This window comes from Microbacterium sp. NPDC077644 (genome assembly GCF_040702785.1).
Classification (GTDB): Bacteria; Actinomycetota; Actinomycetes; order Actinomycetales; family Microbacteriaceae; genus Microbacterium.
In genome coordinates, this window is sequence record NZ_JBFBME010000001.1 from 350,157 (window position 1) to 373,765 (window position 23,609).

At 69.9% G+C, this 23,609-nt stretch carries 20 protein-coding genes and 1 riboswitch; of the genes, 9 read left to right on the top strand and 11 right to left on the bottom strand.

Going from position 1 to position 23,609, the window contains the following annotated elements; all coding sequences use genetic code 11:
- Positions 1-25: 25 nt before the first annotated feature.
- The 5 genes from AB0269_RS01675 to nagA form a co-directional block, all read right to left on the bottom strand.
- A complete protein-coding gene (locus tag AB0269_RS01675; protein WP_366209443.1) occupies positions 26-448 on the bottom strand; it encodes an NUDIX domain-containing protein in 423 nt (140 codons plus the stop codon).
- Positions 441-1,802 (bottom strand): FAD-linked oxidase C-terminal domain-containing protein, encoded by a 1,362-nt coding sequence (locus tag AB0269_RS01680; protein WP_366209444.1) that lies wholly within the window; start codon positions 1,800-1,802, stop codon positions 441-443. The genes AB0269_RS01675 and AB0269_RS01680 overlap by 8 nt, the downstream gene beginning before the upstream one ends.
- Positions 1,799-2,170: a YrdB family protein gene (locus tag AB0269_RS01685; protein WP_366209445.1), complete on the bottom strand. Its 372-nt coding sequence runs from the start codon at positions 2,168-2,170 to the stop codon at positions 1,799-1,801. The genes AB0269_RS01680 and AB0269_RS01685 overlap by 4 nt, the downstream gene beginning before the upstream one ends.
- 9 nt (positions 2,171-2,179) lie before the next feature.
- Positions 2,180-3,856 (bottom strand): sigma-70 family RNA polymerase sigma factor, encoded by a 1,677-nt coding sequence (locus AB0269_RS01690; protein WP_366209446.1) that lies wholly within the window; start codon positions 3,854-3,856, stop codon positions 2,180-2,182.
- 373 nt (positions 3,857-4,229) lie between these two features.
- Positions 4,230-5,378 (bottom strand): N-acetylglucosamine-6-phosphate deacetylase, encoded by a 1,149-nt coding sequence (gene nagA, locus AB0269_RS01695; protein WP_366209447.1) that lies wholly within the window; start codon positions 5,376-5,378, stop codon positions 4,230-4,232.
- Positions 5,379-5,416: 38 nt separating this feature from the next.
- Positions 5,417-5,500: riboswitch (ZMP/ZTP riboswitch) on the top strand.
- Between the two features lie 36 nt (positions 5,501-5,536).
- On the opposite strand from nagA, the gene glyA reads away from it, so the two are divergent.
- Positions 5,537-6,811, top strand: a complete 1,275-nt coding sequence (glyA, locus tag AB0269_RS01700; RefSeq protein ID WP_366209448.1) for a serine hydroxymethyltransferase — start codon at positions 5,537-5,539, stop codon at positions 6,809-6,811.
- Positions 6,812-6,910: 99 nt separating this feature from the next.
- Positions 6,911-7,795 carry a bifunctional methylenetetrahydrofolate dehydrogenase/methenyltetrahydrofolate cyclohydrolase gene (locus AB0269_RS01705; protein WP_366209449.1) on the top strand — a complete coding sequence of 295 codons (885 nt, stop codon included), beginning with the start codon at positions 6,911-6,913 and terminating at the stop codon, positions 7,793-7,795.
- 10 nt (positions 7,796-7,805) lie between these two features.
- Here AB0269_RS01705 and AB0269_RS01710 read toward each other — a convergent pair whose 3' ends face one another.
- Genes AB0269_RS01710 through AB0269_RS01720 form a run of 3 tightly spaced genes read right to left on the bottom strand, consistent with a single transcriptional unit; the run spans position 7,806 to position 10,366 of the window.
- Complete coding sequence (locus AB0269_RS01710) at positions 7,806-8,363, bottom strand: hypothetical protein (protein ID WP_366209450.1); 558 nt, start codon at positions 8,361-8,363, stop codon at positions 7,806-7,808.
- 4 nt (positions 8,364-8,367) lie between these two features.
- Positions 8,368-9,117 (bottom strand): DUF6882 domain-containing protein, encoded by a 750-nt coding sequence (locus tag AB0269_RS01715; RefSeq protein WP_366209451.1) that lies wholly within the window; start codon positions 9,115-9,117, stop codon positions 8,368-8,370.
- Between the two features lie 22 nt (positions 9,118-9,139).
- Positions 9,140-10,366: an MFS transporter gene (locus AB0269_RS01720; RefSeq protein ID WP_366209452.1), complete on the bottom strand. Its 1,227-nt coding sequence runs from the start codon at positions 10,364-10,366 to the stop codon at positions 9,140-9,142.
- Positions 10,367-10,427: 61 nt separating this feature from the next.
- Here AB0269_RS01720 and AB0269_RS01725 point away from each other — a divergent pair, with 61 nt between their 5' ends.
- Together AB0269_RS01725 and AB0269_RS01730 are read left to right on the top strand one after the other, a co-directional pair.
- A complete protein-coding gene (locus AB0269_RS01725) occupies positions 10,428-11,345 on the top strand; it encodes an aldose 1-epimerase family protein (RefSeq protein ID WP_366209453.1) in 918 nt (305 codons plus the stop codon).
- Positions 11,324-12,598: a D-arabinono-1,4-lactone oxidase gene (locus AB0269_RS01730; RefSeq protein WP_366209454.1), complete on the top strand. Its 1,275-nt coding sequence runs from the start codon at positions 11,324-11,326 to the stop codon at positions 12,596-12,598. Before AB0269_RS01725 ends, AB0269_RS01730 begins: the two co-directional genes overlap by 22 nt.
- 9 nt (positions 12,599-12,607) lie before the next feature.
- Here the strand turns inward: AB0269_RS01730 and xylB are convergent, their stop codons facing one another.
- From xylB to AB0269_RS01745, 3 genes are all read right to left on the bottom strand, one after another.
- Positions 12,608-13,894 carry a xylulokinase gene (gene xylB / locus AB0269_RS01735; protein ID WP_366209455.1) on the bottom strand — a complete coding sequence of 429 codons (1,287 nt, stop codon included), beginning with the start codon at positions 13,892-13,894 and terminating at the stop codon, positions 12,608-12,610.
- Between the two features lies 1 nt (position 13,895).
- Positions 13,896-15,083 carry a xylose isomerase gene (gene xylA / locus AB0269_RS01740; RefSeq protein WP_366209456.1) on the bottom strand — a complete coding sequence of 396 codons (1,188 nt, stop codon included), beginning with the start codon at positions 15,081-15,083 and terminating at the stop codon, positions 13,896-13,898.
- A gap of 106 nt (positions 15,084-15,189) precedes the next feature.
- Positions 15,190-16,188, bottom strand: a complete 999-nt coding sequence (locus AB0269_RS01745) for a LacI family DNA-binding transcriptional regulator (RefSeq protein WP_366209457.1) — start codon at positions 16,186-16,188, stop codon at positions 15,190-15,192.
- 195 nt (positions 16,189-16,383) lie between these two features.
- Between AB0269_RS01745 and AB0269_RS01750 the strand changes: the two genes are divergently transcribed.
- From AB0269_RS01750 to AB0269_RS01770, 5 genes are read left to right on the top strand one after another with little or no spacing between them, the layout of a single operon-like run.
- The gene (locus AB0269_RS01750) at positions 16,384-17,670 is read left to right on the top strand and encodes an extracellular solute-binding protein (protein ID WP_366210477.1); all 1,287 of its coding nucleotides are present in this window, start codon (positions 16,384-16,386) and stop codon (positions 17,668-17,670) included.
- Positions 17,671-17,678: 8 nt separating this feature from the next.
- Positions 17,679-18,689 carry a sugar ABC transporter permease gene (locus tag AB0269_RS01755; protein WP_366209458.1) on the top strand — a complete coding sequence of 337 codons (1,011 nt, stop codon included), beginning with the start codon at positions 17,679-17,681 and terminating at the stop codon, positions 18,687-18,689.
- The gene (locus AB0269_RS01760; protein WP_366209459.1) at positions 18,686-19,576 is read left to right on the top strand and encodes a carbohydrate ABC transporter permease; all 891 of its coding nucleotides are present in this window, start codon (positions 18,686-18,688) and stop codon (positions 19,574-19,576) included. The genes AB0269_RS01755 and AB0269_RS01760 overlap by 4 nt, the downstream gene beginning before the upstream one ends.
- Positions 19,577-19,609: 33 nt before the next feature.
- Positions 19,610-22,024 (top strand): glycoside hydrolase family 3 N-terminal domain-containing protein, encoded by a 2,415-nt coding sequence (locus tag AB0269_RS01765; RefSeq protein ID WP_366209460.1) that lies wholly within the window; start codon positions 19,610-19,612, stop codon positions 22,022-22,024.
- A complete protein-coding gene (locus tag AB0269_RS01770) occupies positions 22,021-23,598 on the top strand; it encodes a glycoside hydrolase family 43 protein (protein ID WP_366209461.1) in 1,578 nt (525 codons plus the stop codon). The genes AB0269_RS01765 and AB0269_RS01770 overlap by 4 nt, the downstream gene beginning before the upstream one ends.
- Positions 23,599-23,609: the final 11 nt, after the last annotated feature.

Consider the following 23,609-nt stretch of genomic DNA (forward strand, 5'->3'; position numbering starts at 1 on the left):
CCCTACGTCGATCCCTGAGCCTGTCTTACGTCGATCCCTGAGCCTGTCGAAGGGCCGGCCACGCGATCGGCAGCAGGTGCTCGAGGCTGAGCGGCGCCAGCTCGATCGTCCCGATCGCGTCGGGTGTGATCCAGCGGAGCTCGGCGAGCTCGGCCTGGACCGTCACGGCATCCGCATCGATCGTGAACGAGAACGCGTCGGCGATCACCCGGTGGCCGGGCTCGTTCGCCGCGGCGGAGACGAACCGGCCCAGCGGCCGCATCGCGGTCTCCGCGACGCGCAGGCCGAGCTCCTCGTGGAGCTCACGGGAGAGCGTCTGCGCGGGATTCTCGCCCGGTTCGGGCTTGCCGCCGGGCTGCATGAACGCGGTGGTGCCCTGCTTGCGGACCACGAGGATCCGGCCGTCCCCGTCGTCGATGACGGCGGCGCTGACGTGGATGTCAGGCATCGGCGAACACCTTTCCGGGGTTCAGGATGCCGAGCGGATCGAACACGCGCTTGATCTGCCGCTGCAGCTCCCACTGGTGCTCGCCCAGTTCCTCGGCGAGCCACCGGCTCTTGAGCATCCCGATGCCGTGCTCGCCGGTGAGTGTGCCGCCCAGGCGCACGGCGGCGCGGAACAGCTCGTCGGCGGCGTCCCAGACGACCGCGGGAACCTCGTCGCCGTCGAAGATGAAGTTCGGGTGCAGGTTGCCGTCACCCGCGTGCGCGACCGTCGGGATGGCGAGGCCGTAGGTCTGCTCGATCCGCGCGATCTCGTCGAACATGTCGGGCAGGGCGCTGCGGGGCACGGCGACGTCCTCGATGAGCGTCGTGCCGAGCGCCGCCATCGCCGGATGCATCGCGCGGCGGATCGCGAGCAGGCGCTCGCCCTCGGCACGGTCGGTCGTGACGGTCACGTCGCCGCCGGCCGCGCGCAGCGTGCCAGCGATGCTCTCGGCCTCGGCGGCAGCCGCCGGGCCGTCGGTCTGGATCGTCAGCTGCGAGGCCCCTGTCGGCGGCGCCGGGAGGTCGAGGAGGTCGTGGACGGCCGTGAGCGCCGCGGCATCCATCAGCTCCATGATCGCGGGCTGAACACCGGATGCCGTGACCGCGGCGGATCCGGCGGCCGCCGCGCGCACGGTCGGGAACAGCGCCGTGAGGGTGCAGGTGCCGCCCGGCGTGATCCTCCGCAGCTTCAGCGTCGCGCCGACGACGACGCCGAGCGTACCCTCGGAGCCGATCACGAGCGAGGTCAGATCGAGCCCGGTGACGCCCTTGACGCTGCGGTGGCCGAGATGCAGGAGCCGTCCGTCGGCGAGCACGAGGTCGACGCCGAGGACGGCATCCCGGACGACCCCGTACTTGGCACACAGCAGTCCGCCCGCGCCGGTGGCGATGTTGCCGCCGACCGTCGAGATGTCGCGGCTGGCGGGGTCGGGTGCCCACCACAGGCCGTGCTCGGCGAGGCGCACGTTGAGGTCGGCGTTGAGGATGCCGGGCTCGACGACGGCGAGGAGGTCGTCGGCGCGGACCTCGAGCACGCGGTTCAGCCGGACCGTGGAGAGCACGATCTCGCCCGGTCCGGCGTTCGCGGCGCCGGCGAGGCCGGTGCCTGCGCCGCGCACGACGACCGGCGTCCGCGTCTCGGTGGCGATCCGCATCGTCTGCTGGACGTCGTCGACGGTGCGCGCGTGGACGACGGCGATGGGCCTGGCGGGGGAGCGGTGCCCGGAGCGGTCCGCGCGGGCCGACTCGAGTGTCTCGTCCGAGACGTCGACGATGTCGCCGAGGGCCTCGCGCAGCGCCGCGAGGGCGCTCACCTCAGGCTTCTCCGACCGGCGAACAGCCCGGCGGCGACGGCGACCACCGCGAACGCGACGCCCGCCCACGCCTGACCCATCGACCACCAGGCGAGCGTGACGCCGGCGTAGATGATGAGTTCGACCGCGGCCCGGATGAAGGGATGCAGTCGCAGCACCGGGCGCGGCGAGAGGAACAGCGCCCACACGACGAGGACGACGAGCGGGGTGCCGATGCCGAGGACGAGGTTCCACGGGAACTCCCACATCGCGAAGCCCCACAGCGCCAGTGAGGCGAGACCTGCGACGAGGACGACGGCCCGGATGATGTCGAGCGGAGTGATGTTCGGACGGTTGACACCGGGCACGGCGTCTGTGGCTTCGGACATGCCTCCAGTCTATTCGGCGGGCGCTGTCTCCTCGGCGAGCACGGGCTCGCTCTGCCAGGCGTCGAGGTTGATCTCGATCCAGATGCCGGTCTCGTCGATGAGCGTCGGCGACTCGTCCGTGGTCGTCTCCGTCGGTGCGGTCCCGTCGGGCGCGATCGCTTGGGGAGTGCTCTCCTCGGGTGCGGTCTCCTCGGGAGCGGTCCCCTCAGGGGTCTCGCCTTCGGGGATTTCCTCACCCGGGACTTCCTCTCCGGGGACTTCTTCCTCGGGAGTCTCCTCTCCAGGGACTTCTTCCTCGGGGATCTCCTCCTCGGGGACCTCCTCCTCCGGCGGGGCCGGCGGGATCACCGTCTCGTCGCCGGGTTCGGCCGGAGGTTCGACGGTCTCGCTCTCATCGCCGCCCTCGCCACTCGCCGGCCTGTCGGCGGTGGTCTCGTCCGGCGCGACCTGCGGGGCGGTCTGCTCCTGCGGAGCCGTGCTCGGGGGCGGGACATCGCGCGGGGCGGGCGTCTCGTGCTCCTCCTCGGGAGCCGGGAGTTCGAGGACGAGCATCTCCTCGGACTCGATGTCGCGGGAGGGGACGACCTCGGACGAGATCGATGAGCCGTCGGCATCCCCTGCACTCGGCAGCGACGTGACGGGGCTGGCGCTGACCAGGCCGGGGACGATCGTGGCGGCCGCGACGACTCCGGCCACGACCAGGGCTGCGGAGCCCGCGCCGACGAGAGCGCCGAGACCGGTGATCGCGCCGCCCGAGACGGTGCCGCCGGTCGTGGTGCCCGTACCGCCGAGCACCGCGCCCTCGACCCCGATCGAGCCGGCGCCGCCATCGGCGGACGCCGTGCCCGCCACGACGCTGACGGGCATCGTCGCCGCTGCGACGGCGGGAACACCGCCGTGCTGGAGGAGCTGCGCGTAGCCGGCGGCCCCGGCGACGCCGAGGACGAGCGGGAGCATGACGAGCGCGAGGCGGCTGGAGACGTCCTTCGCCTCGGCGGCGACGATGAGGCACCGGGCGCACTCGCCGAGATGCGCGTCCATGCGCTTCTGATCACGGGTGCTGAGGTTGCCGCGGGAGTGGGCGCCGAGATGCGCGATCGTCCAATGGCACTCCGAATCCGAGGACGTGCTCTGCACGTGCACCTGGATCCACGCCTCGCGCAGGCCCTCGCGGGCGCGGAAGGCGAGCTGCGAGACGGCACCGGCCTTCATCCCGAGCAGCGGGGCGACCTCGGCGGGCTTCATCTGCTCGATCTCGGTGTACCACAGCACCTCCTGCCAGCGGACGGGAAGGCTCCGGAACGCCTGCGCGGTGAGGCTGCGGTCGAGCGCGTCGCCGACGGCCTCATCGGTGCTGTCGGGATCGACGACGGACTCGAGTTCGTCGATCGGCATCTCGCGGCGGGCGCGACCCCAGGCGGCGGCGGTGTTGCGGATGCTCGTGAACAGGTACGCCCGGAACGATCCGTTCGGACCGCCTCCCTTGAGGACGGCCTGATAGATGCGCGTGTACGACTCCTGGACGAGGTCGTCGGGGTCGATGCTCGAGGTGATCGATCGTGCGACAGCCATACCGGAGGGGTAGTGGCGTCGCCACAGTTCGCTGAACGCGGTGGCGTCTCCGGATCGCGTCCGCAGAATCAGATCGGCGTCGGCGGTCTGGTCGGTCTCGAGGTCGTGGTGCACAATCTTCCATCGGTCGTGGGGCGGTCGTGGGCCTCCACAGGCATGGGCGCATGGAACGGTTCTCCGCGCGCGCCCGAGCCATTGTCTCTCGAAAAGCTGAGTGAGACCACCCCCTGTGGATAAGTCGCGGGAACGCTCCCGGGAAGAATTTTCGTCGTTCCGCGTAATGAACCGCGTGCATCGTCGTCTCATCAATCAGAGACGGCCATGAACTCCTCAGGGGAACGGTGTTCTGGCACCAGCGCGGGGGCAGGGCGCTGGTCGGCCGGGCTCGGGAGCCTCGGGGGAGGAGTGCCCGGGCACGGCACTCTCGACCGGAGAAGCGCTGGGGCCGCTGCCGCGGCGGCGGCCCCCGGCCGGTCCGGCCGAGGGGTCAGCGAATGCGCGCGCCGGTCTGCACGTGCCGCACCTGCAGCTGCGCATCCAGCACCACGGCATCCCCGAGGGAGCCGGGCGCGAGACTCCCGAGCTGCGCGCCGAAGCCGATCGCGCGCGCCGGCGTCGCCGTCAGCGCGCGCACGGCATCGGCGAGCGGCACACCGGCCTGGACCGAGCGCTGAAGTGCGACGTCCTGGGTGAGGGTCGAACCGGCGATCGAACCGGTGTCGTCGGCCCGGGCGATGCCGTCCGTCACGGTCACCTTCACGGCGCCGAGGTCGTAGCTGCCGTCCGCGCTGCCGGCTGCGGCCATGGCATCCGTCACCAGGGCGACGCGACCCGGCGCGGAGTCGAAGAGCAGCTTGATGACCGTCGGATGCAGGTGCACGTTGTCGGCGATCCCCTCCAGGACCACGCGATGATCCGCGGCCGCCGTCAGGACGGGACCAGGCGCGCGGTGGTGGATGCCGGGCATCGCGTTGAACGCATGGGTGAGGATCGTCGCTCCCGCATCGAAGGCCGCGGCGGTCTGCGCGGCGTCCGCGCTCGTGTGCCCGACGGCGGCGGCGGACCCTGCGGCGACCACGATCCGGATGGCTTCCAGGCCGCCGGGCAGCTCGGGCGCGATCGTGACCTGCCGCACGGTGCCGCCACCGGCATCGAGAAGACGCTGCACGTCGGCCGCGGCCGGCTCGCGCAGCAGCGAGGGCTCGTGGGCGCCGTGGTGCGCCGGGTCGAGGAACGGCCCTTCGAGATGGGAGCCGAGGATGTCAGCATCGGTCCGCATGAGGTCGGCGATCCCGGCGACGTTCCGCGCGAGGTCATCCAGCGGAGCGGTCACGAGCGAGATCACGGCGCGGGTCGTGCCGTGCGCGCGGTGCAGATCGCGGGCGGTGCGGATGGCGACGGCGCCGTCGTCGAAGGATGCCCCGGCGCCCCCGTGCCCGTGGATATCGATGAAACCGGGGGCGAGCACGGCATCCGGCCCCGCGATCTCGATCGCGTCCACCACACTGTCGGCATCCGTCCACGTGCGCCCCGTGCCGACGGCCGTCACGTACCCGTCCTCGAACCGCACCCAGGAATCGGGCGTCTCGGTGCCGTCGGTGATCAGCCGGGCGGAGTGGATGACGCTGGAGACCATGAACAGAAACCTATCGCGCACGGGCGAGTCCGCTATGCTCGAACCGTCGCGACTGGCGTCTGGGTGGGTCACCACCGGGGAGCGACCGTTACGGAATTCGACCGCGCGCCTGGGCCGATGAGGAACACCCCCTTTCCCGTGTGTGACAGGAGAACGCCATGACCGATCCGTACTTCAACGCCCCGCTCGCCGAGGTCGACCCCGAGATCGCCGAGGTCCTCGACCGCGAGCTGAACCGTCAGCGCACGTTCCTCGAGATGATCGCATCCGAGAACTTCGTGCCCGTCTCCGTGCTGCAGTCGCAGGGCTCGGTGCTCACGAACAAGTACGCCGAGGGCTACCCCGGACGCCGTTACTACGGCGGCTGCGAAGAGGTCGACGTCGCCGAGTCCCTCGCCATCGAGCGCGTCAAGTCTCTGTTCGGCGCCGAGTTCGCGAACGTGCAGCCGCACTCCGGTGCGACGGCCAACGCGGCCGTCATGCACGCCATCGCCCGCCCCGGAGACACGCTGCTCGGCCTCTCGCTCGACCACGGCGGGCACCTCACGCATGGCATGAAGATCAACTTCTCGGGCCGTCTGTACGACATCGTCGCCTACGGCGTCGATCCCGAGACCTCGCTGGTCGACATGGACGAGGTGCGCCGCCTGGCGATCGAGCACAAGCCGAAGGTCATCGTCGCCGGCTGGTCGGCGTACCCGCGTCAGCTCGACTTCGCGAAGTTCCGCGAGATCGCCGACGAGGTCGGCGCCTACCTCTGGGTCGACATGGCGCACTTCGCCGGCCTCGTCGCCGCAGGCCTGCACCCCAACCCGGTGCCGCATGCGCATGTCGTCTCCTCGACCGTGCACAAGACGATCGGCGGACCGCGCTCGGGCTTCATCCTCTCGAACGACCCCGAGGTCGCGAAGAAGATCAACTCCGCCGTCTTCCCCGGCCAGCAGGGCGGACCGCTCATGCACGTGATCGCCGCGAAGGCCACGGCGTTCAAGCTGGCCGCGACCCCGGAGTTCAAGGACCGTCAGCAGCGCACGCTGTCGGGTGCGTCGATCCTCGCCGACCGGCTCACCCAGCAGGACGTGGCGGATGCCGGCATCTCGGTGCGCTCCGGCGGCACCGACGTGCACCTCGTGCTCGTGGATCTGCGCAATGCTGCGATCGACGGCAAGCAGGCCGAGGACCTGCTGCATGACATCCACATCACGGTGAACCGCAACGCCGTCCCGAACGACCCGCGCCCGCCGATGGTCACCTCAGGGCTCCGCATCGGCACGGCCGCTCTCGCCACGCGCGGGTTCGGGGATGCCGAGTTCACCGAGGTCGCCGACATCATCGCTCTCGCGCTGCTGCCCGGCGCCGACGCATCCGCGCTGCGCGCGCGTGTCGATGCCCTCGCCTCGCAGTTCCCCCTGTACCCGGAACTGCAGCAGTAAGCACCCGCCTCACCTCCGCGAAACAGGTCCTGCCGTCCGAGACAGGGCGTGGCACGACCTGTTTCGCGGAGCAAGACCTGTTTCGCGGAGAGGAATGACATGACCGCACGGATTCTCGACGGCAAGGCCGCAGCAGCGGAGATCAAGCAGGAGCTCGCCGAGCGGGTCGCGGCACTGCGCGAGCAGGGGATCGTGCCCGGAATCGCCACGGTTCTCGTCGGCGCCGACCCGGCATCCCAGCTGTACGTGGGCATGAAGCACCGGCAGTCCGAGGCGATCGGGATGAACTCGATCCAGCGCGAACTGCCCGCCGATGCGACGCAGGAAGAGGTCGAGACGCTGATCGACGAGCTCAACGCCGACCCGACCTGCCACGGCTACATCGTGCAGCTCCCGCTGCCGAAGCATCTCGACACGGATGCGATCCTCGAGCGCATCGATCCCGCCAAGGACGCCGACGGCCTGCACCCCACCAACCTCGGCCGCCTCGTGCTCAACGTCAATGCCCCGATCCACACGCCGCTGCCGTGCACGCCGCGCGGTGTGATCGAACTGCTGCTGCGCAACGACTACGACCTCAAGGGCAAGCACGTCGTGGTCGTCGGGCGCGGCGTGACGATCGGACGCCCGATGGGCCTGCTCCTGACCCGTCGCGACATCAACGCGACCGTCACTCAGGTGCACACGGGCACGCCCGACATGAGTCCGTACCTGCGCCAGGCCGACGTCATCGTCGCGGGCGCCGGCGTGAAGCACCTCATCCAGGCCTCCGACGTCAAGCCGGGAGCCGCTGTTCTCGACGTCGGCGTCACGCGTGAGAGCGACCCCGAGACCGGCAAGTCGAAGGTCTTCGGCGACGTGCACCCCGATGTCGCGGATGTCGCAGGATTCCTGTCGCCGAACCCGGGCGGGGTCGGTCCCATGACCGTGGCCCTGCTCATGACCAACGTCGTCGAGGCCGCAGAGCGCGTCGCCGCAGGCTGAACGAGCCCGATCAGAGGTTGTCGAGCATCCGGCGCTGCTCGGGGGTCAGCCCGTCGCGCAGCTCGTCGCGTCCGATGCTCGCCTCCGGCGAGGCGGCGGGTGCGGAACCCGGGGAGGACGCCGCGGCATCCGTCCGCTTCATGCGCGACGAGACCGAGCCGATCACCTCGCCCGTCTTCGCCTCGATGCGGTCGTCGATCTGGTCGTAGATGACCCACGCGATCAGCAGGAACAGCGGTGGGAGGACGTAGCCCCAGAACCATCCGCGGACGTCGACGCCGCTGAGCAGCACAGTCAGCACCCAGACGATGAGTTCGACGACGCAGACCAGCACGTACTGGACGACCTTCTCGCCGACCTTCGTGCGGCTGGATGCCGATTTCGAGGCCGCACCGCGGAACGCCTTCAGGAGCACAGGCTTGAGCGCCAGGGTGGCGAGGGTGAGGATGACTGCTGCCCACAGCGCGTGCCAGCCGACGCTCACGCTGCTCATGAGCAGGCCGATCAGCAGCAGGACGACGACGTTGAAGACGTACAGCGAGACGGCGCGGATCAACCAGCTCTTCATGCGCTCAGCTTGGCACAGCGGCGCTGGCGCCGGTACCACCGCCGAGGCTGCCCTCGATGCCCGTGATGCGGGCCTGCTCATCGAAGCGGAACGTCGCAGAACCCGAGGCGTCGCTGACCTTCGCGCCGGAGAAGGCGTCGTCGGTCCACTCCATGGTCCAGCCCGCCAGGCGCGCCGCATCCCACACCGAGGAGCGTGCATCGCCGAGCGAGAGCGTCGAGAGCATCCGCGGCAGCTTCGTGACCGCTTCGGCGACCGTGGTCTGCGGGATCGGAGCGTCGAGGAGGAACACGGCTCGGGTGCCGCCGCCGATCGGCGCGGAGTAGTAGGGGGAGCGGCCTGTGATCTCGACGGCGATCGCCCCGATCTGGTGTGCCGTGTTCGCGATCCACGTGTCCAGATCGTCACCGGTGTCTGCCGGGAAGGGGAGCTCGGCCTGCGTGAGGTCGTCGAGACCGTACTGGGCGCCGTAGTCGCGCAGCTGACCGGCGATGCCCTGCGGGTCGCCCTGTGGGTGAGCCCACGCCCAGAGCACCGACCGCGGCCCCGGAGCGATCGTGGCGATCAGATGGGGGCGGGTGACGAGCGTGCGGGATGGGTCGGTCGTCGAGCTGAAGGTCAGCGTGCCCGCGGCCATGTCGGCGTCCCAGCGGTGCTCGCCCAGTGCGTCCACGGCATCGGTCAGCGCATCCTGACGGAGGGCGGCGAAGAGCGCGGCGCGGTCGGCGAGGGGCTGGAGGGCTTCGAAGGTCATGTGCCCAGTCTTGCCGCTGATCCTATGATTCCGCCACCTGGCGCGCGTGGGCAGTCCTGCCCATCCGCCATACGCTCGGAACCGCGAGAGCGGCGACGGCGCAGACCGCGTAGACGGCGCCCGATGTCACCAGCACGACGCCGACATCGGCGTGCGTGATGAGCCAGCCGTAGACGAGCGTGCCGATGGGCATCACCACGAAACTGCCGAGCATGTCGTAGCTCGACACCCGCGAGAGCTTGTCAGTGGGGACGTTCTCCATGAGCGCGACGTTCCAGCCCGTGCTGAACACCTCGGCCCCGGCGCCGGCGATGAACGCCGCGATCGCCAGCAGCACCACGGCGGGATGCACGCCGAGCATGGTCAGCGGCACGGCGAAGAACGCGATGCCGATCATCCCGAGCCGCAGCGGGCGGCGCAGCGGGAAACGCATGAGCACGATCGTCATGAGCAGCACGCCGACGCCCTCGGCGCTGACGACCCATCCCCACCCCGTGATGCCCAGGCGGTCGTCGTTGTTCGCGATGTAGGGGCCTGCGACTCCCCAGGCGCCGACGTGGATCGCGTTCATGATCATGAAGGCGAGCACGATCGCCCACAGCCAGGTGCGGCTGCGGAACTCGTCCCATCCGGTGCGGAGGTCGCGCAGGAACGTCGCCCCGTCGCCGGTCGCGGGCGGCGGAAGCTTCACGAGAGCGAGCACGGGGATCGCCGCCGCCCAGCCGGCCACCTGCACGACCATCGCCCACGCCGGCCCTGCGGTCGCGACGAGCACACCGGCGATCACGGGCCCGCCGATGGTCACCGCCGATCGCACGAACGACAGCATCGCGTTGGCCTGCTGCAGGTGCTCGGGCCTGGTCAGCTGCGGGATGATGCCCTGCATGGCGGGGAGGACGAACGCGGTGGATGCTCCGTTCACGGCCGCGAGTGCCACCATCAGCCCGATCGAGGCCGTTCCGGTGAACAGCAGCGTCGCGAGTGCTCCCATGGACAGGATGTCGATGACGTAGCAGCTCTGGATGATCAGCGCGCGGGGCAGCCGGTCGGCGACCACGCCGCCGAACAGGACGAACACGATATTGGCGACCGTGAAGGCGGTGAGCACGTACGAGAGCGACCTGGCGTCGTTGTCGACCTGCAGGACGGCGAACGCGAGCGCGATCGACGACATGGATCCGGTGATGAGCGTGATGGCGCGGGCGATGAAGAACCAGCGGAATCCGGGGTCGTGCAGCGCGCCGAGCATCCGGCCATCTTCGCACGCGCCGGGCCGTTTCGATGGTGCTGATCACTAGACTTCAGAGACGATGATGACCCCGCGATCCGGCCGCCAGCACACGCTCTCCCAGGACGGCTACGAGGCCGTGATCGCCACGGTCGGCGCGACTCTCAGAACGCTGCGCCACCGCGGCCGCGATCTCGTCGTGCCGTTCGAGGCCGACGAGGTCCGCCCGGCGTACCGCGGCGCGACCCTGGCGCCGTGGCCGAACCGCATCGTCGATGGCCGCTACCGCGCAGGCGGTGCCGAGTTGCACCTGCCTCTCACGGAGCCGTCGCGCGGACATGCGCTGCACGGACTGCTCGTGTGGACCGATTTCGCCGAGCGGACGGTCGAGCCCCATCGCGTCGTGCTCGCCGCGACGATCGAGCCGCAGACAGGGTATCCGTTCCGCGTCGAGGTGGAGGTCGAGTACCGACTCGACGACGACGGACTCGCGCAGACCGTGACCGCTCGCAACCTCGGGGCGGACGCTGCGCCCTGGGGCACGGGACCGCATCCGTATCTCGTGGGCGGCCCTGGGCGTGTGGACGACTGGACGCTCCTGCTGCCGGCATCCGAGGTCCTGACCGTCACCGAGGACCGCTTGATCCCCACCGGTGTCGAGCCCGTCGATGCGCACCCCGAGTGGGACTTCCGGATGCCGCGGAATCTCGGAGACGTCTTCATCGACCACGCCTTCACCGGGCTTGCCCGCACGGGCGAGCTCGCCGAGGTGCGGGTGACCGCACCCGACGGCACCGGCGTAGCGATGAGCTGGGACCGGCGCAGCTCCTGGGTGCAGGTCCATACGGCCGACAACCCGGACCTGCCCGCGATGCACCGCGCCGGGCTCGCGGTCGAGCCGATGACCTGCCCACCGGACGCCTTCAACTCCGGTGTCGACCTGGTGACGCTCGCGCCGGGCGACGAGCACGCCGCCTCGTGGCGGATCAGAGCGATCTGATGCGCAAGAACTGGGCTGGCAATCTCACCTATCGGGCGGCGGACCTCGCCGAGCCCACCACCATCGATGAGGCGCGCGAGCTGGTCGCCCGAAGCCGCTCGATCCGCGTCCTCGGCACGCGGCACTGCTTCAACGACATCGCCGACACGGCGGGGATTCAGGTCAGCCTCGCCGGTCTGCCCCAGGTGATCGAGGTGAACGACACGCGGGATGCCGTGCGCGTCTCGGGTGCCCTGCGCTACGGTGACGTCGCGCCCGTGCTCGACGCGCAAGGGCTCGCGCTCGCCAACCTCGCATCGCTGCCGCACATCTCGATCGCCGGCGCCGTCGCCACAGGCACCCACGGCTCCGGCGACCGCACCGGGTCGCTCGCGAGCGCCGTTCGCGCCCTCACCCTCCTGACCGCCGACGGCGACGTCCGCACCGTCGCCCGCGGGGATGCGGACTTCGACGGGGCGGTGGTCTCGCTGGGCGCGCTCGGCGCCGTGCTCGATGTCACCCTCGACGTGCAGCCGTCCGTGCCGTACGCGCAGCACGTGTTCGAGCATCCGCGGTGGGATGCCATCCTCGAAGACCTCGGCGCGGTCACCGGTGCCGGAACGAGCGTCAGCATCTTCTCGACCTGGCAGCGCACCGACGCCGCTGATCAGGTCTGGGTCAAGCAGGCCGAGCCCGACGCGACGCGCGACGGACGCGAGGCCCTCATGGCACGCCTTTCCGCCGTCGCCGCCACGCACCGACGGCATCCGATCCTGTCCGAATCCGCCGAGGCGGCCACAGAGCAGGGCGGCGTCCCGGGCCCTTGGTTCCTGCGGCTCCCGCATTTCCGGATGGACTTCACCCCATCTGCCGGCGCGGAGATCCAGTCCGAGTACCTCGTGCCGCGGGCGGACGCGATCGCGGCGATCGAGGCCGTGCGCGCGATGGCCGACCGGATCGCGCCGCTGCTGCTCGTCAACGAGATCCGCACCGTGCAGTCGGACGACCTCTGGCTGAGCTCTTCCTACGGCACGGATGTCGTGGCCCTGCACTTCACCTGGCGACCCGACGGGCCTGCCGTGCGGGCGCTGCTGCCGAGGCTCGAGGCGGCGCTGCCGGCATCGGCGCGCCCGCACTGGGGCAAGGTCTTCACGCTTGCCGGCGACGAGGTCCGTGCCCGCTATCCGCGGTGGTCGGAGTTCGCGGCGCTCCGCGATCGCCTGGACCCGGAGCGGACGTTCGTGAACGAGTACCTCGAACGGCTGGGCCTGTAGCGGGCGGGTCTAGCGGATGAAGCTCGCCGCCTGCCGGGCGGCACCCAGCGCCACGTACTCGGCGGGATCGGGCACCTCGACCGGGACGCCGAGCACCTCGGGCGCGATGACCCGCACGGCTTCGGACTGCGCGCCGCCGCCGATCAGCAGGGCGCGCTCCAGCGGGACGCCGAGGTCGCGCAGCGCGTCCATGCCGGCGCCGAGACCGCGCAGCATCCCCTCGACGGCTGCGCGTGCGAGGTTCGGTCGCGTCGTGGATGCCAGCGTCATACCGCGCAGCTCGGCCGTCGCATCCGGCAGGTTCGGGGTGCGCTCGCCCTCGAAGTACGGCACGAGCGTGAGCCCACCCGCACCCGGTTCGGCCTGCAGCGCGAGCGCACTCAGTTCGTCGAGTTCGACGCCGAGCAGGGATGCTGTCGTGCTGAGCACGCGGGCCGCGTTGAGCGTCGCGACCAGGGGCAGGAAGTTCCCCGTCGCGTCCGCGAACCCGGCCACCGTGCCCGAGGGGTCGGTCGCCGGCCGGTCGCTCACGGCGAACACGGTGCCGGAGGTGCCGATCGACACGACGACGTCGCCGGGGCCTGCGCCGAGCCCCAGGGCCGCTGCGGCATTGTCGCCGGCTCCCGCACCGACCGGACGGCCGTCGGCGTCGTGCACGCTCTCGTCGTGTCCGAGCACGCGGGGCAGGATCGCGTCGTGACCCAGCGCCGCGATCAGCAGCTCGCGGTCGTACTCGCCGGTCGACGGGCTCCAGTAGCCCGTCCCCGAGGCGTCCGAACGGTCGGTCACGAGCTCGTCGAGGACCGGGTTGTCGGGCCCGAAGCCGCGCAGGCGCCAGGTCAGCCAGTCGTGGGGGAGCGCGACGGCCGCGACCCTGGCGGCGCTCTCCGGTTCGTAGTCGCGCAGCCAGCGGAGCTTCGTGATCGTGAAGGATGCCACGGGCACGAGTCCGGTGCGGGCGGCGAGCTGCTCGGCACCGGACTCCGCGATGAGGTCGGCCGCCGCATCCGCCGACCGGGTGTCGTTCCACAGCAGCGCGTCGCGGATCACGCGCCCGTCGGCATCCAGCGCCACCATCCCGTGCTGCTGGCCCGCGATGGCCCAGGCCGCGATGTCGGCCATGCCTCCGGCATCCGCGATCGCGGTGCGGAGCGCCTGCCACCATGCCTCGGGGTCGACCGACGTGCCGTCCGGGTGCGAGGCGCGACCGGTGCGCACGACGGCGCCGGTCGCGGTATCGACCACGACGACCTTGCAGGACTGGGTCGAGCTGTCGACCCCGAGGGCGAGCGGCATCTCAGCGAGCGCCGAGGAGGTGCTCGGTGGCGAGCTGCTGCAGGCGCACGAACCCGAAGCCCTTGCCGCCCAGGTACGCGTCGGCGTCGAAGTCCTCGAACGCGCTGCGGTCGGCGAGGAAGTCGTCGTACGACTCGCCGGGGCTCAGCGTCGGCGTCGAGAGCTCGTCCACCTTGGCGGCGGCCAGAGCCTCCTGCACCTCGGGGTCGGCGCGGAAGGCCGCGGCGCGCTCCTTCAGCAACAGGTACGTGCGCATGTTGGCCGCTGCGGAGTCCCACACGCCCTTCTCGTCCTCGGTGCGGCTCGGCTTGTAGTCGAAGTGGCGCGGACCCTCGTACGCAGGAACCCCGCCGGGGCCGCCGTTCTCGAGCAGGTCGACGAGTGCGAAGGCGTTGTGCAGATCGCCGTGGCCGAACACGAGGTCCTGGTCGTACTTGATGCCCCGCTGACCGTTCAGATCAATGTGGAAGAGCTTGCCGTGGTACAGCGCCTGGGCGATGCCGGCGGCGAAGTTGAGCCCCGCCATCTGCTCGTGGCCGACCTCGGGGTTGAGGCCGACGAGCTCGGGGCGCTCGAGCGAGTCGATGAACGCGATCGCGTGACCGAGCGTCGGCAGCAGGATGTCGCCGCGGGGCTCGTTGGGCTTCGGCTCGATCGCGAAACGGATGTCGTAGCCCTTGTCGGTGACATAGTCGCCGAGCAGGTTCACGGCCTCGCGGTAGCGCTCCAGCGCGGCGCGGATGTCCTTGGCGGAGTCGTACTCGGCGCCCTCGCGGCCGCCCCACATGACGAACGTCTTCGCCCCCAGCTCTGCGCCGAGGTCGAGCTGGCGGAACACCTTGCGCAGCGCGTAGCGGCGCACGTCGCGGTCGTTCGAGGTGAAGCCGCCGTCCTTGAAGACCGGGGCGCTGAAGAGGTTGGTGGTGACCATCGGGACGACGAGCCCGGTGTCGGCCAGAGCGCCCTTCAGACGGTCGATCTGATTCTGCCGCTCGGCGTCGGAGGATCCGAAGGCGAAGAGATCATCGTCGTGGAAGGTCAGGCCGTACGCGCCGAGCTCGGCGAGCTTCTCGACGGCGTGCACGACGTCCATGGCCGGTCGGGTCGGCCCGCCGAACGGGTCGGTGCCGTTGTACCCGATCGTCCAGAGGCCGAAGGAGAACTTGTCGTCGCGGGTGGGGGTGGGCATGGCTGCTCCTCTGCAGGCGGATGGACGAATATAAGTTGTGAGGCACAACATATAACATCCGTCGAGTGTCCGCAATCGCGTCGCGGCGCGTCCGGCAGTGGCGCGGTCAGGGCTGCGGCGGCGCGGTGGATTCGCGCACCACGAGCGTCGTCGGCATCCGGATCGGCTCCGGCTTGTCGCCCTGCAGGACATCGAGCAGCATCCGGACCGCGGCGGTCCCCATCTCGGGGAGCGGCTGGCGCACCGTGGTCAATTGCGGCACGTGCGATGCCGCGTCGATGATGTCGTCGAAACCGACCACGGACAGGTCAGTCGGCACGCGCAGTCCCCGCGCGGCGGCGACGCGCATCATCTCGATGGCGGAGAGGTCGTTGGCTGCGAAGACGGCGGTCGGCGTGTCGGCGAGGTCGAGGATGGCGTTCGCGCCGACGGTCGAGTCGGCCGCGCGATAGCTGCCGTCGACGACGAGCGTGGGATCGAACGGGATGCCGGCCGACTCGAGCGCGCTGCGGTAGCCCTGTTCGCGCTCCTGGGCGGATTCGAGGTCGGTGCGTCCGCGCAGGTGCGCGATGCGCCGGTGACCGAGTGCGATCAGATGCTCTGTCGCTGCGCGCGCTCCCTCGACGTTGGCCACGGTCACCGTGGCGGCGTCTGCGGCGCCGACGTGCGGATCGACCGCCACGATGGGCACCGCGGTCTGGGCGGGGGTGGTGGTCGGGGTCACGAGGATCGCGCCGTCGATCAGGGTCCCGCCGAGGCGTGACAGCGACCGCCGCTCCCAGCCGAGGTGCTCGCCGGCCGAGACGCTCCCGGCGTAGGCGAGCACGTCGTAGTCGGTCGTCTCGAGGGCTGTCGAGACGCCGCGCAGCAGCTGCAGCGCGAACGGCTCGAACTCGGCGACGAGCACGCCGATGACGTTGGTGCTGCGTCTGCGCATCGATGTCGCGACGAGGGAGCTCTCGTACCCGAGGTCCTCCACGACCCCCATGACGTGGGAGAGCGTCTCGGGGGAGACGCCGTACCGGCCGTTGATCGCCTTGGACACGGTCGCGACCGAGACTCCGGCGGCGAGGGCGACATCGTTGATCGTGGTCCGGCGGTTCATGGCATCATGATATCCACCTTCTAGAAAACGTTATCGATATCGATTGACACGCGCTCGGCTCTGGTGTCAGAGTGGGCGCACAGCATATTGGTGTTGCTGGCAACAAATTGGCGATGGGGCACCCTCCCTCCGCCGCATCCCACCGCTCGGCACAGCGGTGCAATCACTCGATGAAGAGGAGACACGGCAATGAAGATGCGCAATGCACGGGTCGCAGCGGCAGCCGTCGCAGCCCTGATGGCGGTCGGGCTGACGGCCTGTTCCGGCGGGACCGGCGACTCAGGCGATGGTGGCGAGACCACGCTCACGATGTGGCACAACTCGACCACCGGCCCGGGCAAGCAGTACTGGGAGGACGCCGCGGCGGCCTTCCACGAGGAGAACCCCGAGGTGACGATCAAGGTCACGTCGATCCAGAACGAGGACATGGACGGCAAGCTGCAGACGGCCGTCAACTCCGGCGACATGCCGGACATCTTCATGGCGCGCGGTGGCGGCAAGCTCGCCGACATCGTCGGCGCCGGCAAGGTCAAGGACCTCACCGACCTGATCGACGACGACGTCAAGACGGCGTTCGGCGATGCGCCCTTCAGCGCGTTCACCGTGGACGGCAAGATCTACGGCATGCCCAGCTCGGTTCTGCCCGGCGGCATCTTCTACAGCAAGGATCTCTTCGAACAGGCGGGGATCACCAGCGAGCCCACGACGATCGACGAGCTCGGAGACGCCGTCGACAAGCTGAAGGATGCGGGCATCGCGCCCATCGCTCTCGGCGCGAAGGACGCGTGGCCGGCCGCGCACTGGTACTACTTCTTCGCCGTGCGCGCCTGCGGTGAGGACATCATCACCAACCTCGCGACGAACCCCGATTTCAGTGATGGATGCTGGCTCGACGCCGCCGAGAACCTCGCGGACTTCGTGGCCACAGAGCCGTTCAACAGCGGATTCCTGACCACCTCCGCGCAGGAGGGCGCGAACTCCTCGGCCGGCCTGCTCGCCAACCACAAGGCGGCCATGGAGCTCATGGGAGCCTGGGACGTCGGCGTCATCGCCGGTCTGACGCCCGACGAGCAGCCACTGCCGGATCTGGGCTGGTTCCCGTTCCCCGAGGTCGACGGCGGCGACGGCGCACCCGGCGCCATGATGGGCGGCGTCGACGGCTACTCCTGCTCGGCGGACTCGCCAGAGGCCTGCGAGCAGTTCCTCAACTTCATCTCGTCGCAGGAATGGCAGGAGAAGTACGCCGTCGCGTTCCAGACGGTCCCCGCATCGCAGGATGCCACCGGCGCCGTCACCGACCCGTCGTTGAAGCCGCTGATGGAGGCGTACAGCAAGGCTCCGTACGTGGCCCTGTGGCTCGACACCGCACTCGGCCAGAACGTCGGAAACGCCCTGAACACGGGCGTCGTCGAGATGCTCGCCGGCCAGGGCGACCCCGAGAAGCTCGTCACGAAGATCATCGACGCCTCGGCGAGGGGCTGATCGGGACGATGATCGAGACTCCGGTGTCGGCTGCTGCCGTGCCTGAGAGCGACGTCCGCACCGGGGCGGGGCACGCGCCCGCCCCGGTGCGCCGGCGCCCTCGCCCCGATTGGCGCAAGCGCGGTGAGATCGCGCTGCTCTCCGGGCCGGCGCTGCTGATGTTCCTCGGCTTCGTCATCTTCCCGGTGGCGATGGCCGCGTTCTACGGCTTCTTCAAATGGAACGGCTTCGGCTGGCCGACCGAGTTCGTCGGTCTGAACAACTATCTGCTCATCTGGCAGGACGAGTCGTTCCGCGACGCCGTGCTGCACAACTTCATCATCGTGGTCCTCTCGCTCGTCATGCAGGGCCCGATCGCGATCCTGTTCGCCCTGCTGCTCAACCAGAAGATCCGCGGGCGCTCGCTGATCCGCGTGCTGATCTTCATGCCCTACGTGATCTCCGAGGTCATCGTCGGCATCGGGTGGAGCCTGATGATGCAGGACGCAGGGGCGCTGAACTCCCTGCTCGATAAGTGGGGCCTCGGCGCACTCCAGCAGTCCTGGCTTGCCGACCCGTCCATCGCGATGTGGACGCTCATGGTCATCATCACGTGGAAGTACATCGGCTTCGCGGTGATCCTCATGCTCGCGGGCATGCAGTCGATCCCGGAGGAGCTGTACGAAGCGGCCGCCATCGACGGCGCCGGTTTCTGGAAGATCCAGTGGAGCATCACGCTGCCGCTGCTGGGTCCGACCATCCGCATCTGGGCCTTCCTGTCGATCATCGGATCGTTGCAGCTGTTCGACCTCGTCAACATCATCTGGGGCCAGTACATCGCAGCGACCGCCGGCACCTCGACGATGGCGACCTACATGTATCAGAACGGGCACCTCGCGGGCAGCTACGGCTTCGGCAACGCGGTCGCCGTCATGCTCTTCCTGATCTCCCTCGTCATCGCACTCGTCTACCAGCGCTTCGTCCTGCGGCGCGACACGGAGGGCGCCGTCACCGGCGCAAGCGGAAGGAAGCGCTCATGACGACCGACAGCCTGAGCACGTCGCTCGTGGTCCAGCCGAAGCGCCCGGACGGCCGGCGCCGAGCGCCGAAGGTGCGCTGGGGCAGCCCCGGCGTGTACCTCATCGCGATCGTGCTGATCTCGATCTGCATCACCCCCGTGCTCTACATCATCATCGGCGGATTCCGCACGAACGCGCAGATCACCGTCGACCCCTCGGGCTTCCCCGCCCCGTGGGAGGTCGCCAATTACGGCGACGTTCTGGCGAGCTCCGAATTCTGGAGCGCGATGGTCAACTCCACTATCGCGGCGGTCGGCACGACAGCGGGCGCGGTGCTCCTCGGCCTCATGGCGAGCTACGTGATCGCGCGCTACGACTTCGGCGGTCGGGGCGTCATGTACGCGCTGTTCGCCGCGGGACTGATGTTCCCGATCACGGTGGCGATCACCCCGCTGTACCTGCTCATCCGCAACCTCGGCCTGGTGAACAGCCTGGCCGGGATCATCCTGCCGCAGATCGCGTTCGCGCTTCCCACGACGATCATCATCCTCGTGCCGTTCCTGCGGGCGATCCCGAAGGAGCTCGAAGAAGCCGCGGCGATCGACGGCGCATCCCGGCTCGGGTTCTTCTGGCGGATGGTGATCCCGCTGAGCCTTCCCGGGGTCATCACCGTCGGCATCCTCGCCTTCGTCGGCTCGTGGAACGGATACATGCTGCCGCTGTTCATCCTCAGCGACCCCGGTCTGTTCACGCTTCCCCTCGGCGTGCAGAACTTCGCCTCGCAGTACTCGGTCGACACCGCGCGCGTTCTCGCGTACACGTCGTTGTCGATGCTGCCGGCGCTGATCTTCTTCAGCCTTTTCGAACGCCGCATCGTCGGCGGACTCACCGGCGCTGTGAAGGGCTGACCTGTGACCGACACGCTTTCGACGGAGACTCCCATGACCGCGGACATCCCCGCCTTCCCGACCGCCTCCCCTCGGGTGAGCGAGCTGCTCGCCCGCATGACGCTGGAGGAGAAGGCCGCCCAGCTCGTGGGCTACTGGTTGGACCAGGGCGGTGAGGTCGTCGCCCCGATGCAGAACGAGATGGGACATGCCGACGCCGGCGTCGCGCTCTCGGACATCACCAGGGACGGCATCGGGCACTACACCCGGGTGTACGGCACCCGCCCGGTCGATCCGGCCGAGCGCGCTGCCTGGCTGTGGGAGGAGCAGCGCCGGCTGAAGCGCGAGACCCGGCTCGGCATCCCGGCGCTCGTGCACGAGGAGTGCCTCACGGGACTCGCCGCCTGGAAGGCGGCATCCTTCCCGACCCCGCTCGCCTGGGGTGCCTCGTTCGATCCGGAGCTCGTGACCGAGATGGGGGCGCTGATCGGCGAATCGATGCGCGATCTCGGCATCCATCAGGGACTCGCCCCCGTGCTCGACGTGATCCGCGATCCGCGCTGGGGCCGTGTCGACGAATGCATCGGCGAAGACCCCTACCTGGTCGGAACCGTCGGGACGGCGTATGTGCACGGCCTGCAGTCCACCGGTGTTCATGCGACGCTCAAGCACTTCCTCGGATACTCGGGATCGCGCGCAGGCCGCAACCACGCGCCGGTCTCCGCCGGGCCGCGCGAGGTGGCCGACATCTTCCTCCCGCCGTTCGAGATGGCGATCCGCGACGGCCGGGCCCGAAGCGTCATGAACAGCTACGCCGAGATCGACGGGGTGCCCGTCGGATCCGATCCGGCCCTTCTGACCGGACTCCTGCGCGAGCAGCTCGGATTCGACGGCGTGGTCGTCGCCGACTACTTCGCCGTCGCGTTCCTGGAGGCCATGCACGCGGTCGCGGCCGACCGCGGCGAGGCGGCGCAGTCGGCTCTGACGGCAGGGATCGACGTCGAGCTGCCCTCCGGGGATGCGTACCTGGCGCCGCTCGTGGATCGCGTTCGGTCCGGGATGCTCGACGAGGCGTACCTCGACCGTGCCGTGATCCGGGTGCTGACGCAGAAGGAGGAACTCGGTCTGCTCGACGAGGACGCCTTCGAGGGGCAGCCGCCGCAGGACGTCGACCTCGACAGCCCGCGCCACCGCGCGGTCGCGCGCCTGCTGGCCGAAGAGTCGCTGGTGCTGCTGTCGAACGACCCGGTTCCGGATGCGGGCGGCCCCGTGCTTCCGCTTGCGGCGTCCGCTCGCCGCATCGCGCTGATCGGCCCGAACGCCGACCGCGCCGAGGCGCTGCAGGGCTGCTATTCGTTCGCGAACCACGTGCTCGCGCACCACCCGGGATACGAGGTCGGGTTCGAGATTCCGAGCGTTCGGGAGGCGCTGGTCGAAGCGCTGCCCGCAGCGGACATCGTCGTCGCCCGGGGCTGCAATGTCGAGGGAGGCGACCGGTCGGGGTTCGACGAGGCGGCCGCTGCGGCTGCCGATGCCGACGTGGCGATCGTCGTCGTCGGCGATCAGGCAGGGCTCTTCGGCCGCGGCACTGTCGGGGAGGGGAACGACGTCGAGTCGCTCGAGCTCCCCGGTGTGCAGAGACAACTCGTCCAGCGGCTGGTGGAGACGGGGACGCCGATCGTCATGGTCATGCTCACCGGCCGTCCGTACGCGATCGGCTGGGCTCTGGACGACGCTGCATCCCGCCCCGCCGCCGTGCTGCAATCGTTCTTCCCGGGCGAAGAGGGCGGACGCGCGATCGCCGCGGTCCTCACCGGCGCGGCATCCCCGTCGGGTCGGCTTCCCGTGAGCCTCCCGCGGTCGGCCGGAGCGCAGCCGTACAGCTACCTGCACCCGACCCTCGGCGGGGCATCCGACGTCACCTCGGCGGACTCGACCCCCGTGCGGCCCTTCGGCTTCGGGCTCGCGTACACCTCGTTCGCGTACGACGACCTGGACGTCGACCACCGCACAGCCACCGACGGACGATTCAACGCGTCGGTCACGGTGACCAACACCGGAGACCGGGCCGGCACCGACGTCGTCCAGCTCTACGCTCGCGACCTGGTCGCCTCGGTCACCCGACCGGTTGCTCAGCTGCTGGGCTATGCGCGGGTGACGCTGGCCGCGGGCGAGTCGCGCCGAGTGAGCTTCGACGTGCCGACGACGCGCCTGGCGTTCACGGATCGTCGCGGTGCGAAGGTGGTCGAGCCGGGTGACATCGACGTGTGGGTCGCCGCGCATTCCGCCGCCGCGTCGTCCACGACCGAGATGGATGCCGCCACCGGCGGAGTGATCTCGAACTCGCGCGGCCGCGACCACCGTGAGATCCCCGGCACAGCCACGCCACGTCGAACCCTGGTGCTCACGGGCGGAGTTCATGTGGTCACCGCCGCTGACGCGCGGATCGTGGAGGTCGCTCAGGAATGATCACGGCATCCAATCCGATCCTCCCCGGGTGTCACCCCGACCCGTCGATCTGCCGGGTCGAGGACGAGTACTTCCTGGTCACCTCGACCTTCGAGTACCTGCCGGGACTGCCGATCATGCGCTCGCGCGACCTGGTGCGGTGGGAGACGATCGGACACGCCGTCGACCGCGCCGGGATGCTGGACTATCGGGGAGTCCCGTCGTCCGGAGGGCTGTACGCCCCGACGATCCGGCACGACGGCGAGCGGTTCTGGATCGTCTGCACGCTCGTCGACCCTGCGGACGCGAGCCGCGGCGGGAATTTCCTCATCACAGCGGCGGACCCCGCCGGCCCGTGGAGCGACCCGATCTGGCTGGATGCCGACGGCATCGATCCGTCGATCGTGTTCGATGAGGACGGGCGGGTGTGGATGCACGGAACGCGTCTCGCCCGCGACCCGCAATGGCATGATCAGACGGAGGTCTGGGTGCGCGAGTATTCGCGCGACGAGCAGACTCTGGTCGGCGACGAGAACGTCATCTGGCGGGGTGCTGTGCACGGTGCGGTCTGGGCCGAGGGCCCGCATCTGTACCGCATCGACGGGCGCTGGTACCTGATCGCGGCCGAGGGCGGAACGGAGTTCCACCACGCCGTAAGCGTCGCGCGGGCGGACTCGGTCATCGGGCCCTACACGGGCACGCGGTCGAACCCGGTGTTCACGCATCGTCACCTCGGACGAGACGCAGACGTCATCGGCGCCGGTCACGCCGACCTGGTCGCAGCGCCGGACGGATCATGGCACGCGGTCATGCTCGCCATGCGAGCGGCAGACGGGCATCACTATCCGCTCGGGCGCGAGACGTTCCTGTGCCCGGTCGCCTGGGAGGACGGCTGGCCCGTCTTCGCGCCGGGGCGGGGACGACTGCCCGACGCCGTCGAGATCCCCTGGGCGGACGGCGAGGTCCCGGCGGGAAGCTGGCAGCCGGATGACCGGCGTGCCGGCGCGGTCGAAGCCGGCGACGCGAGATGGACGTCGATGCGCGTCCTGCCGCACGAGATCGCCACCAGGGACCCGCAGGGCGCGTGGGTGCTTCCCGTCCGTCGCGAGACACTGGCGGACGCCGGCACCGTCGCCTTCCTCGGCATGCGCCAGCAGCACGCCCACGCCGATGCTGCCTGCACCCTCGACGTCTCCGGCCTCGTCGAAGGCGAGCGGGCGGGACTGGCCGTTCGGCAATCGGAGCAGGATCACGCCGTCGTGCACGTGACGAGGACGCCGGCGGGGCTCATGATTCGGGCGACCCACCGGCGGGCGGGCACGGAGGCCGTACTCGGTGAGCGCGTCGAAGACCCGACCGGTTCGGTGCAGCTCGGCGTCCGTGTGCGCGGATACTCCTACGAACTCGTCGTGGGCGGCGAGGTTCTCGGCACCGTCGACGGTCGTGAACTCGACGCGTCATCCACCGGTGGCTTCCTCGGGGTCTGGCTGGGAGTCTTCGCGACCAGCGACGGTCTGCCACCGAGCGGAGCGGTGCGAATCGACGAGTTCCGGTACGAGCCGCACGGTGATGCGATCACCGTGCCGATAGCCTGAGGACACCCGCC